This window comes from Flavobacterium sp. FlaQc-52 (assembly GCF_044007495.1).
In the GTDB taxonomy this organism is placed as follows: domain Bacteria; phylum Bacteroidota; class Bacteroidia; order Flavobacteriales; family Flavobacteriaceae; genus Flavobacterium; species Flavobacterium cupriresistens.
On the sequence record NZ_JBIPCV010000004.1, the window covers coordinates 267,712 to 283,347 of the forward strand.

General features: G+C 36.7%; 14 protein-coding genes. 7 read left to right on the forward strand and 7 right to left on the reverse strand.

Features of this window, described 5'->3' with window-relative positions:
* The first annotated feature begins 8 nt into the window (after positions 1–8).
* The 5 genes from ACHRV5_RS09815 to ACHRV5_RS09835 all read left to right on the forward strand — a co-directional run bounded on the left by ACHRV5_RS09815 (position 9) and on the right by ACHRV5_RS09835 (position 9,898).
* The gene (locus ACHRV5_RS09815) at positions 9–1,550 is read left to right on the forward strand and encodes a RagB/SusD family nutrient uptake outer membrane protein (RefSeq protein WP_395426616.1); all 1,542 of its coding nucleotides are present in this window, start codon (positions 9–11) and stop codon (positions 1,548–1,550) included.
* A gap of 193 nt (positions 1,551–1,743) precedes the next feature.
* Entirely contained in the window at positions 1,744–3,204 is a 1,461-nt protein-coding gene (locus tag ACHRV5_RS09820) for a glycoside hydrolase family 30 beta sandwich domain-containing protein (protein WP_395426617.1), read from the forward strand.
* Between the two features lie 83 nt (positions 3,205–3,287).
* Positions 3,288–5,552, forward strand: a complete 2,265-nt coding sequence (locus ACHRV5_RS09825) for a glycoside hydrolase family 3 N-terminal domain-containing protein (protein WP_395426618.1) — start codon at positions 3,288–3,290, stop codon at positions 5,550–5,552.
* Positions 5,553–5,642: 90 nt separating this feature from the next.
* Positions 5,643–7,400, forward strand: a complete 1,758-nt coding sequence (locus ACHRV5_RS09830; protein WP_395426619.1) for a cellulase family glycosylhydrolase — start codon at positions 5,643–5,645, stop codon at positions 7,398–7,400.
* Between the two features lie 269 nt (positions 7,401–7,669).
* Entirely contained in the window at positions 7,670–9,898 is a 2,229-nt protein-coding gene (locus ACHRV5_RS09835) for a glycoside hydrolase family 3 N-terminal domain-containing protein (RefSeq protein WP_395426620.1), read from the forward strand.
* Positions 9,899–9,943: 45 nt separating this feature from the next.
* Here ACHRV5_RS09835 and ACHRV5_RS09840 read toward each other — a convergent pair whose 3' ends face one another.
* A complete protein-coding gene (locus tag ACHRV5_RS09840) occupies positions 9,944–10,201 on the reverse strand; it encodes a hypothetical protein (RefSeq protein WP_047773272.1) in 258 nt (85 codons plus the stop codon).
* 311 nt (positions 10,202–10,512) lie between these two features.
* On the opposite strand from ACHRV5_RS09840, the gene ACHRV5_RS09845 reads away from it, so the two are divergent.
* Positions 10,513–11,268: an NUDIX domain-containing protein gene (locus ACHRV5_RS09845; protein ID WP_047772992.1), complete on the forward strand. Its 756-nt coding sequence runs from the start codon at positions 10,513–10,515 to the stop codon at positions 11,266–11,268.
* Between the two features lie 31 nt (positions 11,269–11,299).
* Complete coding sequence (locus ACHRV5_RS09850) at positions 11,300–11,620, forward strand: MmcQ/YjbR family DNA-binding protein (RefSeq protein WP_230004481.1); 321 nt, start codon at positions 11,300–11,302, stop codon at positions 11,618–11,620.
* 417 nt (positions 11,621–12,037) lie between these two features.
* Here the strand turns inward: ACHRV5_RS09850 and ACHRV5_RS09855 are convergent, their stop codons facing one another.
* The 6 genes from ACHRV5_RS09855 to ACHRV5_RS09880 form a co-directional block, all read right to left on the reverse strand.
* Positions 12,038–12,646, reverse strand: coding sequence for an alpha-ketoglutarate-dependent dioxygenase AlkB family protein (locus tag ACHRV5_RS09855; RefSeq protein ID WP_395426621.1), 609 nt, complete (start codon positions 12,644–12,646; stop codon positions 12,038–12,040).
* A complete protein-coding gene (locus tag ACHRV5_RS09860) occupies positions 12,633–12,878 on the reverse strand; it encodes an Ada metal-binding domain-containing protein (RefSeq protein ID WP_395426622.1) in 246 nt (81 codons plus the stop codon). The genes ACHRV5_RS09855 and ACHRV5_RS09860 overlap by 14 nt, the downstream gene beginning before the upstream one ends.
* A gap of 72 nt (positions 12,879–12,950) precedes the next feature.
* Entirely contained in the window at positions 12,951–13,664 is a 714-nt protein-coding gene (locus ACHRV5_RS09865; protein ID WP_395426623.1) for a 2OG-Fe(II) oxygenase, read from the reverse strand.
* Between the two features lie 65 nt (positions 13,665–13,729).
* Positions 13,730–14,596 carry a methylated-DNA--[protein]-cysteine S-methyltransferase gene (locus tag ACHRV5_RS09870; protein WP_395426624.1) on the reverse strand — a complete coding sequence of 289 codons (867 nt, stop codon included), beginning with the start codon at positions 14,594–14,596 and terminating at the stop codon, positions 13,730–13,732.
* Between the two features lie 174 nt (positions 14,597–14,770).
* Positions 14,771–15,235, reverse strand: coding sequence for a GNAT family N-acetyltransferase (locus tag ACHRV5_RS09875; RefSeq protein ID WP_395426625.1), 465 nt, complete (start codon positions 15,233–15,235; stop codon positions 14,771–14,773).
* Positions 15,236–15,287: 52 nt separating this feature from the next.
* Positions 15,288–15,620, reverse strand: coding sequence for a DMT family transporter (locus tag ACHRV5_RS09880; protein WP_395426626.1), 333 nt, complete (start codon positions 15,618–15,620; stop codon positions 15,288–15,290).
* Between the last annotated feature and the right edge of the window lie 16 nt (positions 15,621–15,636).

A 15,636-nucleotide genomic window follows, 5' to 3' on the forward strand; every position in this document is an offset into this window, starting at 1 on the left:
AAAATATTATGAAACTTATACGTTTTAAACAATCATTTATTGCTTTCGGAGTGCTACTTACACTCGGAGCTTGCGATACCGATGAAAAATTAGAAGTGAAAGGTGATGGTGTAGTGTATGAAGATAATTTTTACAGAAATGAAACCGAAGCCTATTCAGGTTTGGTTGCCGCTTACGATAAATTAGGAAAGTTCGCAGGAGCAATGGAAAATGCGCCGCTATTATTCTTAAATTCTGCCTCTGATGATTTCTTTGCAGGAGGAGGTGGTTCAGACGATCAACCCGGACTTCAGGTTGCTTCTAACTACACTGTAAGTCCGGCAAATATTCCACCCGCAATTTGGGCAGATTATTACAAAGGGGTAGCAAGATGTAACATTATGTTGATCAAACTTCCGGGTATTCCAATGGATGCTGCCAAGAAAATAAGATTCGCAGCAGAAGTAAAAGCATTACGTGCTTACTATTATTTTGATCTGGTTAGAATGTTTAAAAACATTCCTTTGATATTGACACAACTAACTAAAGATGAAATTCCGTTAGTTATGCAAGCCAAACCGGAGGATGTATATGTACAAATCGAAAAAGATTTGAACGAAGCAATTCCAGATTTACCAATGACATTGCCTCCGGCTGAATTAGGAAGATTTACTAAGGGAGCGGCAACGGCACTTTTAGGAAAAGTATATTTATACGATAACAAAAAAACACAAGCCGCTGTTGAATTAGCGAAGGTTAATGGTACTCCGGGCGGAACAAGCAGCTACGGATATAAATTGATGCCTGCTTTTGCAGATTTATGGAACCACGCCAATAAATTTAATACAGAATCTATTTTTGAAATTACCTATACCGATAAATCGAATGCGGACTGGGGTAATTTTGAAAGAGGTGATGATGAAGGAAATGTTGCCGCTCAGTTAATGGGAATCAGAGATTACTCAAGAAAACCTAAAGGGATAGACGCACTTTTGCCGAATTATATTAACGGTTGGGGTTTCATGGTAGTGACACCTCAGTTGGTGGCTGTTTTGAAAGATGACCCTCGTTATGCTTCTACTATTTTTAATGCCGCTGCCGCAAGAGGTGTTGATAATGATGATGTAAATGGGCTTATAACGTACAAGGACAGTTATCAGGAAACAGGCTATCATTTTATTAAGTATGCCGCTTTTAATGCAGATATCAAACCGGGTAATCCTTTCCTGAATTTTGGGATCAATACTTATATTATTCGTTTAGCAGATACTTACCTATTAGAAGCTGAAGCTTTAGGAGGAACAGGAGCAAGAGCTCAGGCACTTTTAGATGCGGTTAGATTAAGAGCAGGATTAACAGCTGTGCCCGTTTCTATCCCTGCTATTTTAGCAGAAAGAAGATTAGAACTGGCAGGTGAAGGACATCGTTGGTTTGATTTAGTTAGAACGGGTGAAGCCGCTGCTAAATTGGCTTTTAAAGGATTTCAGGCGAATAAAAATGAAGCTTTCCCAATTCCTTATAGTGAATTCAATAACACTAAAATAGTTCAGAATACAGGATATCCACAATAATAGTACTGTTGAGAATTGATAGTAGAAACAGCTGTCTAACAGCTGTTTTTTCAAAGCAATCTCCTATAAGTTAGTTTAAGTTCGGTTGTTGAAATGGCCCATAATCGTTATGAGTATGGGCTATTTTTAAATCAAATGAGAGCTGATTTGGCGAATGAATTTTATAAAAGTCTTACCGATTAAAACATACTCAATGAAAAAAATGGGCTTTATTATTGCGTTTTTGTGTTTTTCTTTAACTGTTTTTCCACAGCAGAAAGATCAAAAAAAGCAACAGAAATTTACAACTACGAATAAAAAAATTACAGTTTATACCACGGCATCAAATACAGAATTAAGATTAACTCCTACAGCTAATTTAGATTTTACAGCATCAAAACAACCCGTAGAAACCGAGTTGTCAGTTTTTGTGGAACCTTCAAAACAATTTCAGCATTTTCTCGGAATTGGAGGGGCAATTACAGATGCCAGTGCCGAGATTTTTGCCAAATTATCAAAAGAAAAGCAAACTGAATTTTTAAACGCTTACTACGATACTCAAAAAGGAATCGGATATTCATTGCTAAGAACAACTATTCAAAGTTCTGATTTTAGCAGCGGAAGTTATTCTTATATCGAAGAAGGTGATAGAGATTTAAAAACGTTTTCGATTGATCATGATCGCAAATACCGCATACCCATGATCAAAGAAGCCATCAAAACGGCTGGTGGAAAATTGATAACCTATGTTGCACCATGGTCGCCGAATGCTTTCATGAAAAGCAATAAAAATGTATTAAAAGGAGGGAAGTTATTACCGGAATATTTTCAGTCATGGGCTAATTTTTATGTGAAATTTATAAAGGAATACAACAAAGAAGGAATTCCAATTTGGGCAACTTCAGTTCAAAATGAGCCAATGGCAACCCAAACATGGGAATCTTGTTTGTATACCGCCGAGGAAGAAAGAGATTTCCTGAAGAATTTTCTTGGACCAACATTAAAAAAAGACGGATTAGGGGATGTAAAACTAATCGCCTGGGATCATAACCGTGATTTAATGGTACAAAGAGCAAATGTAATTTTCTCTGATCCCGAAGCTTCTAAATATGTTTGGGGAATGGGTTTTCACTGGTACGAGACCTGGACAGGAGCAAAACCGATGTTTGATAATGTAGCGAAAGTACACGAAGCTTATCCCGATAAAAAATTAATTTTTACAGAAGGTTGTGTGGAGAAATTTGACGCGACAAAATACCAATTCTGGCCAAATGCAGAAAAATACGGTTTGTCGATGATTAACGATTTTAACAACGGTACCGTGGGCTGGACAGACTGGAACATTCTTTTAGACCAGTTTGGAGGACCCAATCATGTAGGCAATTTTTGCTTCGCACCGATACATGCAGACACCACTACAGGAGAATTAATTTACACCCCTTCGTACTATTACATTGGACATTTTTCTAAATTTATTCGTCCAAATGCGGTTAGAGTGAGTACTTCGGTAAGTCGTAGTTACCTGTCAAGTACTTCTTTTTTGAATACGGACGGTAAAATGGCGACGGTAGTAATGAACAATACAGACAATGAGATTACCTACAACTTTATTATTGCAACCCAACAAGCAATTGTAAAGATTCCTGCACATGCTATACAAACGCTGGTGTATTAATATTTTGTAAGTTAGTTAGGGGCTAATTTGAATCATCCCTATTAGTCCCATTTTTTAATGAGATATTAATTTAATAAGATCAAATGAAAAATACAAAGTTTCTAGTAATTGCCTTCCTTTTTTGTGGAGCAACATGGAGTCAGGAAGTCAAAAAGACGAGAGCTGAAATAGATGCTAAAGTTTCTGAGTTATTGTCTAAAATGACCTTGGAAGAAAAAGTGGGTCAAATGACTCAAATTACGGTTACTGTTTTTGAAGATGCAAAAAGACCGGGATATTTTGATGCCGCCAAGTTAAAACAAGGAATTCAGGAATATCATATTGGTTCTATTTTGAATGTGCCAAATCCCGGAGCGCCAACACTACAAAGGTGGCAGGAAACGATGACGGCTATTACAAATGAAGCCAATAAATCGAGACTTAAAATTCCAATATTGTATGGTATTGATGCGATACACGGAGCTAGTTATACGGCCGGAGCTACCTTATTTCCACAACAAATTGGATTGGCAGCCACTTTTAATACCGATTTAGTACAACGTGGTGCTGAAATTTCGGCTTACGAAACCAGAGCGTCTTCAATTCCATGGGTTTTTTCTCCCGATTTAGATTTTCCACGAAATCCCGCCTGGTCCAGAATGTGGGAGTCATTTGGAGAAGATGCCTATTTATCTTCCAAAATGGCTGTGGCTTTGGTAAATGGTTTTGAAAGAAACAATGTAGGTTCTAAATACAGTGTTGCATCCTGCATGAAACACTACATTGGTTACGGAAGTACCACAACCGGAAAAGACCGTACACCAAGTATTATTCCCGAACGTATTTTAAGACAATACGACCTAACAATCTATCAGGCCGCTATAAAAGCCGGAGCAAAAAGTGTGATGGTAAGTTCCGGAGAAATCAACGGAACTCCGGTGCATTCAAGCAAACATTTAATCACAGATATTCTTAAAAACGAACTGGGTTTTGAAGGTGTTGTAGTGACAGATTGGAAAGATATTATCTATTTGAATACAAGACATAAAGTAGCAGAAACAAAAAGAGACGCCGTTCGTATAGCTGTTATGGCCGGAATAGATATGAGCATGGTACCCGAAGAATTTACCTTTTATACGGATTTGGTTGATTTAGTTAAAAAAGGAGAGGTACCAATGTCTCGTATCGACGATGCGGTAACGAGAATTTTAAGAATGAAATTCGAATTGAATCTGTTTCAAAATACAGTAGCAAATCTAAAAGAGTATCCAAAATTTGGTTCTGCCGAACACATTGAGGAAGCCTATAAAACAGCAGCCGAATCGATTACTTTATTGAAAAATAATGATGCAGTTTTACCTTTAAATAAAAACGAAAAAATCCTTGTAACAGGAGCAACGGCCAATAGCATGAAAAACCTGAATGGAGGCTGGTCTTATAACTGGCAAGGAGAAAATGCAGATACCTATGCAGCCGAAAAATTAACCATCTTAGAAGCTTTTCAAGCCAAACTGGGGAAAGAAAATGTGTTGTACACAGCTGGTGCGGATATTGAAAAAGAAGACGATGGCGAAATTCAAAAAGCAGTAGAGTTGGCCAAAAGTGCTTCAAAAATTGTCTTGTGTCTTGGAGAGAAAAATTACACCGAAACTCCCGGAGACATCAGCAATATCTTTATGAGTAAGTCTCAGATAAAATTGGCTTTGGCATTAGCTAAAGTAAACAAACCAATCATTTTAGTTTTAAATGAAGGCCGACCACGATTAATCAGTGATTTTGAAGATAAAATGAGTGCCGTCGTGCAATGTTATTTACCCGGAAATGAAGGAGGAAGAGCGTTAGTCGATATTTTATACGGAGAGGTAAATCCAAGTGGAAGACTACCTTACAATTACCCGAAATACCCGAATTCATTAGAAAAATACAACCGAAAATACACCGAGAGCTTAGCCGACGAAGAGCAGAATAACGATGCCCAATACGAGAAAAGCTATTCCCCGCAATTCGAATTTGGAACCGGATTATCCTATACTACTTTTACCTATTCAAATTTAAAAATTGACAAAACAGAAATTAACAATACAGAGGAAGTAAATGTTTCTGTCGAGGTAACCAATACAGGTAAAAGAGCTGGAAAAGAAGCCGTTTTACTCTATCTGTCTGATAATTTTGCTTCGATAACGCCCGAAGTCAAAGCACTAAAAAGATTTGAAAAAATTAGCCTAGAACCAAACGAAACCAAAACAGTAAAGTTTACTTTAAATCAAAAAGACCTGCAATTTGTAAATGAAGACCTGAAATGGATTTCCGAGAAAGGAACGTTCACAATTCAAATCTCAAATCTAAAAAAGGATTTTCTACTTAAATAACCAAAAAGGACCTAAACCTGCAAAGTTTCCCAAACCTTGTAGGTTTAATTTCAAAACCAGTCAAATGCAGTTTTTTTTTAACGAGATAATATGAAAAAAATAATTTTACTACTACAATTATTGCTTTCCGTCACTTCATTCGCACAAGGGTTTTTACACCGAGACGGACAGAAAATCGTTGACGGCAGCGGAAAAAATATACTATTACGAGGACTAGGAACCGGAGGCTGGATGGTGCAGGAAGGGTATATGTTACAAACGCAGCCCTTTGCCAGTCCGCAATATGTTATTAAACAGAAAATTCAGGATGTCATTGGCGAAGAGGGAACAAAGGAATTTTATGCCGCCTACAAAGCAAACGGAATTACAAAAAGAGACGTTGATTCGTTAGCCGCCTGGGGATTCAATTCCATTCGTTTACCGATGCACTATAATCTATATACACCACCAATTGAAGCTGAGAAAAATGGTGAAATTACCTGGATTGAAGAAGGTTTTACCATGACCGACAACTTATTGAAATGGTGTGCCGAAAACAAAATGTACCTTATTTTAGACCTGCATGCAGCTCCGGGCGGACAAGGAAATGATGCCGCCATTTCGGACTATGACACTACCAAACCATCTTTATGGCAAAGTGAAGCAAATCAGAAAAAAATGATTGCTTTATGGAAAAAGTTAGCCGCTCGTTACAGAGATAATGCATGGATCGGGGCTTATGATATTATCAATGAACCCAACTGGAATTTCACAGGAACCAATAAAAACGGTTGTGATGAAAACGGAAACGGACCATTGAGAGATTTAATGGTAGCCGTTACTAAAGCGATTCGTGAAGTAGATACAAACCATTTAATTTTCATTGAAGGAAATTGCTGGGGCAATAACTACAACGGAATTTTTCCTTTATGGGACGAAAACATGGCTCTGAGCTTTCATAAATATTGGAATTACAACACCACAGAATCGATTCAGAAAATGCTAAACTACCGAACACAATACAATGTTCCGATTTGGTTGGGTGAAAGTGGTGAAAATTCAAATGTCTGGTTCAAAGATGTCCTTACATTGATGGAAGGAAATAATATTGGATGGGCTTTTTGGCCAATGAAAAAAATCGAAAATATTGCCGGAGTAACTTCAGTAACCAAGATTCCGGAGTACGATGTTTTATTAAAATACTGGAAAGACGGAGGTGAAAAACCATCGGCCGATTTTGCGAAAAAAACGTTGATGAAAATAGCAGATAATTATAAAATGGAGAACTTAACGGTGAAGCCGGATGTAATTGATGCCATGTTCAGACAGGTACAAACCAATGCTACAAAGCCTTACAAAAAAAACGCAATTCCGGGCAAGATTGCGGCAACACATTACGACTTAGGAACCACTGGGTTTGCATATTACGATAAAGATTTTGTAAATTACAGAATTGAAACAGGGAAATTTGACGAATGGAACAAAGGAAATACCATGCGAAATGATGGTGTTGACATTCTGCCTTGCAACGATTCAGGTTCAAATGGTTACCAGGTTTCGTTTATAGAAAACGACGAATGGTTGCAGTATACAGTCGAAGTTGCAAAACAAAACAGTTATAAGGTTTCGATTCGCTATTCGTCTGAAAATGAAGAAGGAAAGCTTCATCTGGAAATGGATAACGGAAAGAAAACAGAAAGTATTTCACTTCCTTCAACGGGAGGAAAAAATAATTGGAAAACAATTTTTTTGTATGATGTGGATTTGAATAAAGGAACCAATAAAATCAAAGTAGTTTTTGACAAAGGAAATTTCAATTTGAATTATTTAGAGTTTGCCTCCAGTAGTAAAAAAGCGCTCAAAAAGTAATTAAAAACAGATGTGAAATTTATAATTGGCATTTATTTTTTAATTATTTTTTTTTCTCAAAGCACTTACAAAGACAAGTTTTGAGAAATTAGATTTTTAATAGGGAAAAAATAAACACTATTGTTTCAACACAAATATTGTTTTTTGTCAGCGGTTTATTTTGTGGAGAGAATTTAAAAATTCAGAAACAGGCAGTGTTAATTGATTCCAAAAACTTAAAATACGCATCAGATTATTTACCGGTTTTAATAGAAGATAATTAAATTAATATGAAGAGAATAACGACAATTAGTTTGTTGATGGTTTCCTTTTTCGCGATAGCGCAACAACAGTCAATAGATCAGAAAGTAAATGATTTATTGAAAAAAATGACTCTGGAGGAAAAAATTGGCCAGCTTAATCAGTACACAGGCGATAATGCTGCAACTGGGCCAATTACGATCAACGCAAACAAACAAGCCGAAATAAAAGCAGGAATTGTAGGTTCAATGCTAAATGTTGTCGGAACAAAATATACCCGACAATATCAGGAATTGGCGATGCAATCCCGTTTAAAAATTCCGTTGTTATTTGGTCAGGATGTTATTCACGGATACAAAACTACCTTTCCTATTCCGCTGGCAGAAGCGGCAAGTTGGGATTTGACGGCTATAGAGTTAGCCGCCAGAGTTGCCGCTACCGAAGCAGCTGCAAGCGGAATTCATTGGACATTTGCCCCTATGGTTGATATCGGGCGTGATCCACGCTGGGGAAGAGTTATGGAAGGAGCAGGAGAAGATACTTATCTGGGGTCTAAAATTGCTTATGCGAGAGTAAAAGGATTTCAGGGCAATAAACTGGGAGATCTAAATTCTGTTATGGCTTGTGTGAAACACTTTGCAGCTTATGGCGCCGCTACCGGCGGAAGAGATTACAACTCGGTAGACATGAGCGAAAGAATGTTGTTTGAAACCTATTTGCCGCCTTTTAAAGCGGCACTAGATGCAGGAGCAGCGACGTTTATGAATTCCTTTAATGATTTAAATGGAATTCCGGCTACAGGAAATGTTCACTTACAGCGCGACATTTTAAAAGGAAAATGGAATTTTCAAGGTTTTGTGGTTTCAGACTGGGGTTCTATCGGAGAAATGGTAGCCCACGGTTATTCAAAAGATCTTAAAGCCGCAGCGCTTTCTGCAATCACAGCAGGAAGTGATATGGATATGGAAAGTAATGCGTACCGTTATCATTTAGCGGAGTTAGTAAAAGAAGGAAAGGTAGCTGTTGACTTAATCGATGATGCCGTAAAAAGGATCCTGCGCAAGAAATTTGAACTGGGATTATTTGAAGACCCCTACCGATATTCAGATGAAAAAAGAGCCGAAAAAGTATTAAATAATCCGGAGAACAGAAAAGCAGCCAGAGAAGTAGCGCAGAAAAGTATCGTTTTATTAAAGAATGATAACGAAACATTACCGCTTTCTAAAAATTTGAAAACAATTGCATTTATTGGCCCAATGGTCAAAGAATACAAAGCCAATATGGGTTTCTGGTCGGTTGAATTACCGGATGTTGATTATAATAAATGGGTAGTTTCGCAATGGGATGGATTGCAAAATAAAGTCGGCAAAAACACCAAATTGCTTTACGCCAAAGGTTGTGAGGTTGACGGAGACAATAAAGACGGTTTTGCAGAAGCCGTTGCCACAGCCCAACAAGCCGATGTTGTTGTTTTGAGTATTGGTGAAAGACGTGACATGAGCGGAGAAGCCAAAAGCCGAAGTGATCTTCACCTACCGGGAGTTCAGGAAGATTTAGTAAAAGCAATTCAGGCTACGGGGAAACCGGTTGTTGTTTTGGTAAATGCGGGCAGACCACTTATTTTTAACTGGACAGCAGACAATGTTCCTGCTATTGTATATACTTGGTGGCTGGGAACAGAGGCCGGAAATGCTATTGCCGATGTTTTGTTTGGCGATTACAATCCTTCCGGAAAATTGCCAATGACTTTCCCTAGAGAAGTAGGGCAAATTCCAATTTATTACAATCACTTTAGTACCGGAAGACCGGCTCCGAATGAAAATTCGACAGGTTATGTTTCTTCTTATATCGACTTAAAAAATTCACCAAAGTTTCCTTTTGGATATGGATTGAGTTATACAAAATTCAATTATTCGGATTTGAAATTTTCGTCTTTAAAAATGAAGAATAACGAAACAATTAAAGTTTCTTTTCAGCTATCAAATGTTGGGAAAGTTGCGGGAGAAGAAGTGGTTCAACTCTATATAAAAGACAAATTTGGATCTGTGGTAAGACCTGTTTTAGAACTAAGAGATTTTCAAAAAGTAAAATTAAATGCGGGAGAATCTAAAAATATAGAATTTACAATTGACAAAGAGAAGCTTTCTTTTTACAATGATAAATTAGAATGGAATGCTGAACCGGGAGATTTCGAGGTTATGATCGGAGCTTCATCAGCAGATATTAAATTGAAATTTGGCTTTGAATTAGTATATTAAAGTCAATTAAAATTGGGGTTATGGATTATTATCCACTTTTTTGAATTATTTCAAAACCGTGTTTATAAAATCCATAGCGCCAATTCCTTTATAGGATGCATATAAGGCTTTATCAAAAGCTTCGCGTTTTTCTTTTTTGTTTTTGGTTTCCGTTTCAACAATCATTTGGTTGAAAATTCGCTCCTGTTCTTCACTATATTTCAAAGAGGCCTCTAAAAGATAAGTTTTAGAGACAAAACCAAAAGAAGTCCAGATTTTAGTTTGGATCGTTTTATTTATGTTTTTTAACGGATTGGTAATCATAACTCTTGCGTTAATTTTTGATTTTTTATCTTCTTGTAAAAGCAACAAACACAAACACAATTTGTAGTTGTATTCTTTTTTACATCAAATAATAACAATTTATTTATCAAATGTGTTATTATGACGCAATGTACTTCTTTTTTTAATTCGATTTTAATTTTAAGTAAAAATTATGAGTCATTTAGTTTGTTCCGTTTTTCTAAGAAAATAGAGGTTATAAGGAGCTGATTTGTAAAAAAATATTTTCTTTTGTAAAAATGGCTTAAATTGCACGTTCGTTTGAAGAAGAGCGTATTGATTTAAGAAAACACATATTGAAAGAGATACTATTAAATAGCGAAAATTACCAGCCGGGTCTCTCGATCGACTGTGTTATTTTTGGGTTTCATGACAATCAGCTTAAAGTTTTATTGATTAAAACATCCTACGATAATAAATGGTCATTGCCGGGTGGATTTGTACCAATTAAGGAAGATATCGATACTGCTGCCGTTACCGTTTTGAATGATCGCACGGGAATGCAGGGGATTTTTTTAAGACAATTTGCCACTTTTGGCAGTATAAAACGAAAAGATCCTAATTTTGATAGTACAGTGCTGGATTATTTTGAAATTCCAAAAGACGCCGGTCAATGGTTTACACAAAGGTTCGTAACAATCGGATACTATGCATTAGTCGATTTTCTAAAAGCCATTCCTCAAAAAGACAACAATCACGAAATTATAGAATGGATTGACCACAAAGAAGTTCCGGAACTGATTTTAGATCATAAAGAAATTCTCGATAAAGCCCTGCATACACTTCGGATAGAATTGAATTTGATGCCAATTGGCTATAATTTATTGCCCGAAAAATTTACGATTCCGGAGCTTCAGAAGTTGTATGAAACCATTCTGGATAAAAAGCTCGACAGAAGAAATTTTTTGCGGAAAATAACCCATATCGGAATCCTTAAGAAACTCGACGAAAAGAAAAGTAATGTAGCGCACAAAGCCCCAAATTTGTATACTTTTGATAAAGACAAATACGAAGAAGTCCTTAAAAACGGATTGAATCAGGGTTGGTAAGAATAAAAGTTTAATTTTAAAATAAACGATTATGATCACTATTGAAGCATTTAGGACTTTAGCTTTGGCACTTCCCGAAGCAACAGAAGAACCTCATTTTGAGAAAATCTCTTTCCGAATAAAGAAAAAAATATTTGCTACCATTGATGAGAAAAAGAACCTGGGCGTTTTTAAATTCAATGAAATAGACCAATCTGTTTTTTGTGCCTCAAGTGAAATGATTTTTTACCCTATTCCCAACAAATGGGGAAAGCAAGGTTGGACATTTGTAGATCTTGCCAAAGTTCCAACCGAAATGTTTGAGGATGCTTTGTCGATTTCCTATAATACTGTAGCACCTAAAAAAAGATAATTTACCCGTAGTATATTTAGTAAAAGACATATAATAAGTATTTTTTTAGTAGCCGTTGGTTTTAACCAACGGATCTAAAAAGGCATCGATGCGGGCTTTAGCCAAAATCTTGAGCGCAATATTTTGGCTAAAGCCTATTAATTGAAATATATGTGACCGTTGGTTAAAGCCCAATGTCATTAAGTTAAGAGCTTTTTCACGCAGATTTTGGGGATTTTGGGGATTTTTTTATTTGATTCTGCTAAAATCTGCGTGAGACTTTTTTAACAATCTTTAACCTAATGACATTGGGTTAAAACCAACGGCTATTGAAATCTAGATTGATTATTTTCAATTGAAATGCTAATTTTAACAGTGATATACAGTATTTGAAATAATTTTTATTGGCTTATTTTCTAAATATACTATAGAAACAATTTACAAATCAATAGTCCTGAAAGTAAGATTCACTCTGGGTTTTGATGTTGTTTTTGTTGGCGGTAAACGATGCAACCAATTTGTTTGGGTCGTATCTTTCATCACTAATAAACTACCATGTTCGAGAATTAAAGAAACAACTTCTTTGGTTTCTTTATGTTTGAAAGCAAATTTGCGTTCAGCGCCAAAACTTACAGAAGCGATTGCTCCATTCTTTTTCAGATCTTTTTCGGCATCACTGTGCCAGGCCATTCCTTCGTCGCCGTTATGGTATAAATTCAACAGGCAGGAATTAAAGGTTTCGCCGGTTTTTTCTTCAATCACTGCTTTGAGTTCCAGTAATTCTTTGGTCCACGGTTTGGCTTTTTTGGTCGTGTTAGAGTAGGTGTATTCAAATTCCTGATCGCCATACCAGGCTACTTTTCGTTTGGTTAAAATCAATTTTCCAAAGATAATGGCCTGATCATTTTTCCATTCGATAGTTTCCAGGAGATTGTCACGATAGAAGTTGGCTTTTTCTCTTAAAAACAATCTGCCGTAATAATTTACAGTGCCATCTTTAGGTAATAAATTGGTATTTTCGTCTGTTTCAGGATTAAATAAGTCCATTTTTCCATTTTTGATATTCGGTTCTCATGCAATGTCCACAAGGTCTGAAACCATTTTGTATGGCTTCTTTTTCGGAAAGGAAGAAAACCCGATTTTCGTGTTTCATTCGTTTACCGGAAGAACATTTCAGCGTTCCGTAAATTTTTAGTTTTTGGTTGCCGCCAAAGCAAATTTCGCCATTTTTAATTTTATTCCACAGATCGCGATCGGAAATTTTATGGTGTTGTATCATGATTGTGTGTTTTGGATTAATTACGTCCGTAGAGACGCACTGCTGTGTGTCTCTACAACCACAATTTTAAATTTACGACAATGCATCATGAAAAATAATTCCCAAGGTATGTCGCTCCCCTTCATGGATCTCGCTTACACCATGTTTCATATTTACCCGATAATATCCTTTTGTGCCTTTTATTGGACGGAAATTGGTTGTAAAAACAAGCATATCGCCTTTTCTGGGTTGAAGAACAATTGCTTTAGATTGTGCTCTAGGCGTTTGTTGTGTGAGAACAAATTCGCCTCCCTTAAAATCTTCATCGGGTTCGTTTAGGAAAAGCACTGTTTGAATCGGAAAATAGACATCGCCATATAAATCCTGATGCAAAGTATTGTGTCCGCCTTTTCCGTATTTTAAGATTAGAACCGTAGCTTTTAGTTGTTCGTTTTGATGACATTGTTCTAAAAGTTCTTCATGTGTTTTAGGAAAAAGGGTAATGATGTTTAAAGCTTTCATCCAGGCATTTGCAATAGGGGCCAGTTTTGGATAAACTGAAGTTCGAATCGTTTGAATTAATTCCGGAAGCGGATAATTGAAATATTTGTATTCGCCCAAACCAAACCGATAGCGCTCCATCACAACTGTTTTGCGATACAAAGCAGGGTTGGAATAAGCGGTTTTTAAAGTTTCGCATTGTTCGTCTTCAAGAAGCTTTGGAATTAAAGCAAAGCCTCTTTCGTGCATAGATTCGGTGATGCTGTCCCAGTTAAGAGATGCAATTTTGGATTGTAAATTTTTCATGGAAATGGTTTTAAATGGTCCATCGTAGAGACGCATATGTAGTAGAGACGCACAGCAGTGCGTCTCTACGGTGCGTTTTGGTTAAGATCCGGATTGGTTTGCACACCTTCCCAGCCAATAATGGCCGTTTTTCGGGTATTTCCCCACATATAACCACCAAATGTTCCTGTAGATTGAATCACGCGGTGACAAGGAATTAAAAAGGCTACAGGATTATGACCAATTGCAGTTCCAACAGCTCGTGAAGCATTTGGTTTTTCGATTTGTTTTGCAATCGAACCATAAGTAGAAAGCTGTCCCATTGGAATTTTTAGCAGTGTTTCCCAAACTTTTAACTGGAAATCGGTACCTTTTAAATGCAGTTTTATTTCAGATAGTTTACTCCAGTCATTTTGAAAAATAAACAACGCATTTTGCTGTGCTAAATCTAGTTTTCGGGAGAAGGCTGCATTGGGGAATTTGTGTTTTAAATCTTCAAAACCCATTGCTTCATTTTCGGCGAAAGCCATAAAACAAACTCCTTTTAGAGTCGAAGCGACCATGATATTCCCAAACGGGCTTTCGGCAAAACTGTAGTTTATAAAGAGATTTTTTCCACCGTTTTTGTATTCTGCTGGAGTCATTCCTTCGATGTTTACAAATAAATCGTGCAAACGACTGGTGCCTGAAAGTCCTGTTTCATAAGCGGCATCAAACAAAGTAGTCTGATTGTCTTCTTTCAGGATTTTCTTGGCGTGTTCAAGACTTATATATTGTAAAAATTTCTTCGGACTTGTTCCTGCCCATTCGGTAAACAAACGCTGAAAATGAAACGGACTTAAATGTACTTTTTCGGCAACGGCATCAAGATTCGGTTGTTCCCGAAAGTTGGTTTTGATATAGTCTATTGCTTCTGCAATGCGATTATAATTGATGTTTTCCTGTGTGTTCATTTTGTTCAATTTTATAATACAAATATCGGTCGGGTTTTGCGGTTATAAAATCCGAAACTTGCGCAAGTTTTCTCGGCTTCTCGGTTTCTCGGGTTGTTGGTTTTGTTTCAGGTTTCAAGTTTCAGGTTTTGCGTAACTTGAAACTTGAAACCTGACACCTGAAACAACCTTTCTCTACTCGAGGTTCTTTTCCATCTTGTAGTTGATAAGTTCAACTCCTGATTTGATGTTTTTTTGTTTGGCTTTTACCATAAATCCTTTCTTTTCGAAAAAAGGTTTTGCGGTTATGCTGATATCGGAGGTTATGGTTTTTGAACTTCTTTTTTTGGCTTCGAGTTCTAAACGGGTTAAGAGGTTATTAGCGATTCCTTGTCTTTGGAAATCTTTGTGAATGTAAAAGAAATCTATATAATTGGAGTCTTTCAGCGTTCCGTAGCCGACTATTTTATTTTCGATAAGGGCTAATAAAACAAATTGCTTTTCAATAACTTCAATCCAGCGCTCTGTGTTGTTCACTCCTGAAGCCCAGACCTCTATTTGTTGTTCGTTATATTCTTTTTGACAGACAGATTTAATGGTAGCAACAAATAGTTCCTGCATTTCTTTTAAGTCCGGGAGCGTTGCTTTTCTGAAATTCATTGTTGTTATTTAAGCGTGCTTTGTCGCGGTTTTTTCGCAGTAAAAATTTTAATTAATGCGTCACAGTTTTAGAAAAAACATTGATTACAAGGACTCCGATAAGGATCAACAGTAACCCAATAATCGCAGGTAAATCTGGTATTTGTTTGAAAAAAACAGCTCCGATAATCGTGATTAAAACAATTCCTACTCCGGACCAGATGGCATAAGCAATTCCGACAGGGATAGTTCTAATGGCAAAACTCAAAAAATAAAAGGCACCACAATACCCAATGACCGTAATGATACTCGGTATTAATTTGCTGAATTCTTCCGATTTTTTTAACGCAGAAGTTGCAATGATTTCGAAGATAATAGCAATGCCTAAAAATAAAAAGTTTTTCATAATTCCTGTTTTTTAC

What these genes read in the sequence shown, in the direction of transcription:
- ACHRV5_RS09815 (WP_395426616.1), top strand. Translation starts at nt 9, where the DNA reads ATGAAACTTATACGTTTTAAACAATCATTTATTGCTTTCGGAGTGCTA.
- ACHRV5_RS09820 (WP_395426617.1), top strand. Translation starts at nt 1,744, where the DNA reads ATGAAAAAAATGGGCTTTATTATTGCGTTTTTGTGTTTTTCTTTAACT.
- ACHRV5_RS09825 (WP_395426618.1), top strand. Translation starts at nt 3,288, where the DNA reads ATGAAAAATACAAAGTTTCTAGTAATTGCCTTCCTTTTTTGTGGAGCA.
- ACHRV5_RS09830 (WP_395426619.1), top strand. Translation starts at nt 5,643, where the DNA reads ATGAAAAAAATAATTTTACTACTACAATTATTGCTTTCCGTCACTTCA.
- ACHRV5_RS09835 (WP_395426620.1), top strand. Translation starts at nt 7,670, where the DNA reads ATGAAGAGAATAACGACAATTAGTTTGTTGATGGTTTCCTTTTTCGCG.
- ACHRV5_RS09840 (WP_047773272.1), bottom strand. Translation starts at nt 10,201, where the DNA reads ATGATTACCAATCCGTTAAAAAACATAAATAAAACGATCCAAACTAAA.
- ACHRV5_RS09850 (WP_230004481.1), top strand. Translation starts at nt 11,300, where the DNA reads ATGATCACTATTGAAGCATTTAGGACTTTAGCTTTGGCACTTCCCGAA.
- ACHRV5_RS09855 (WP_395426621.1), bottom strand. Translation starts at nt 12,646, where the DNA reads ATGGACTTATTTAATCCTGAAACAGACGAAAATACCAATTTATTACCT.
- ACHRV5_RS09860 (WP_395426622.1), bottom strand. Translation starts at nt 12,878, where the DNA reads ATGATACAACACCATAAAATTTCCGATCGCGATCTGTGGAATAAAATT.
- ACHRV5_RS09865 (WP_395426623.1), bottom strand. Translation starts at nt 13,664, where the DNA reads ATGAAAAATTTACAATCCAAAATTGCATCTCTTAACTGGGACAGCATC.
- ACHRV5_RS09870 (WP_395426624.1), bottom strand. Translation starts at nt 14,596, where the DNA reads ATGAACACACAGGAAAACATCAATTATAATCGCATTGCAGAAGCAATA.
- ACHRV5_RS09875 (WP_395426625.1), bottom strand. Translation starts at nt 15,235, where the DNA reads ATGAATTTCAGAAAAGCAACGCTCCCGGACTTAAAAGAAATGCAGGAA.
- ACHRV5_RS09880 (WP_395426626.1), bottom strand. Translation starts at nt 15,620, where the DNA reads ATGAAAAACTTTTTATTTTTAGGCATTGCTATTATCTTCGAAATCATT.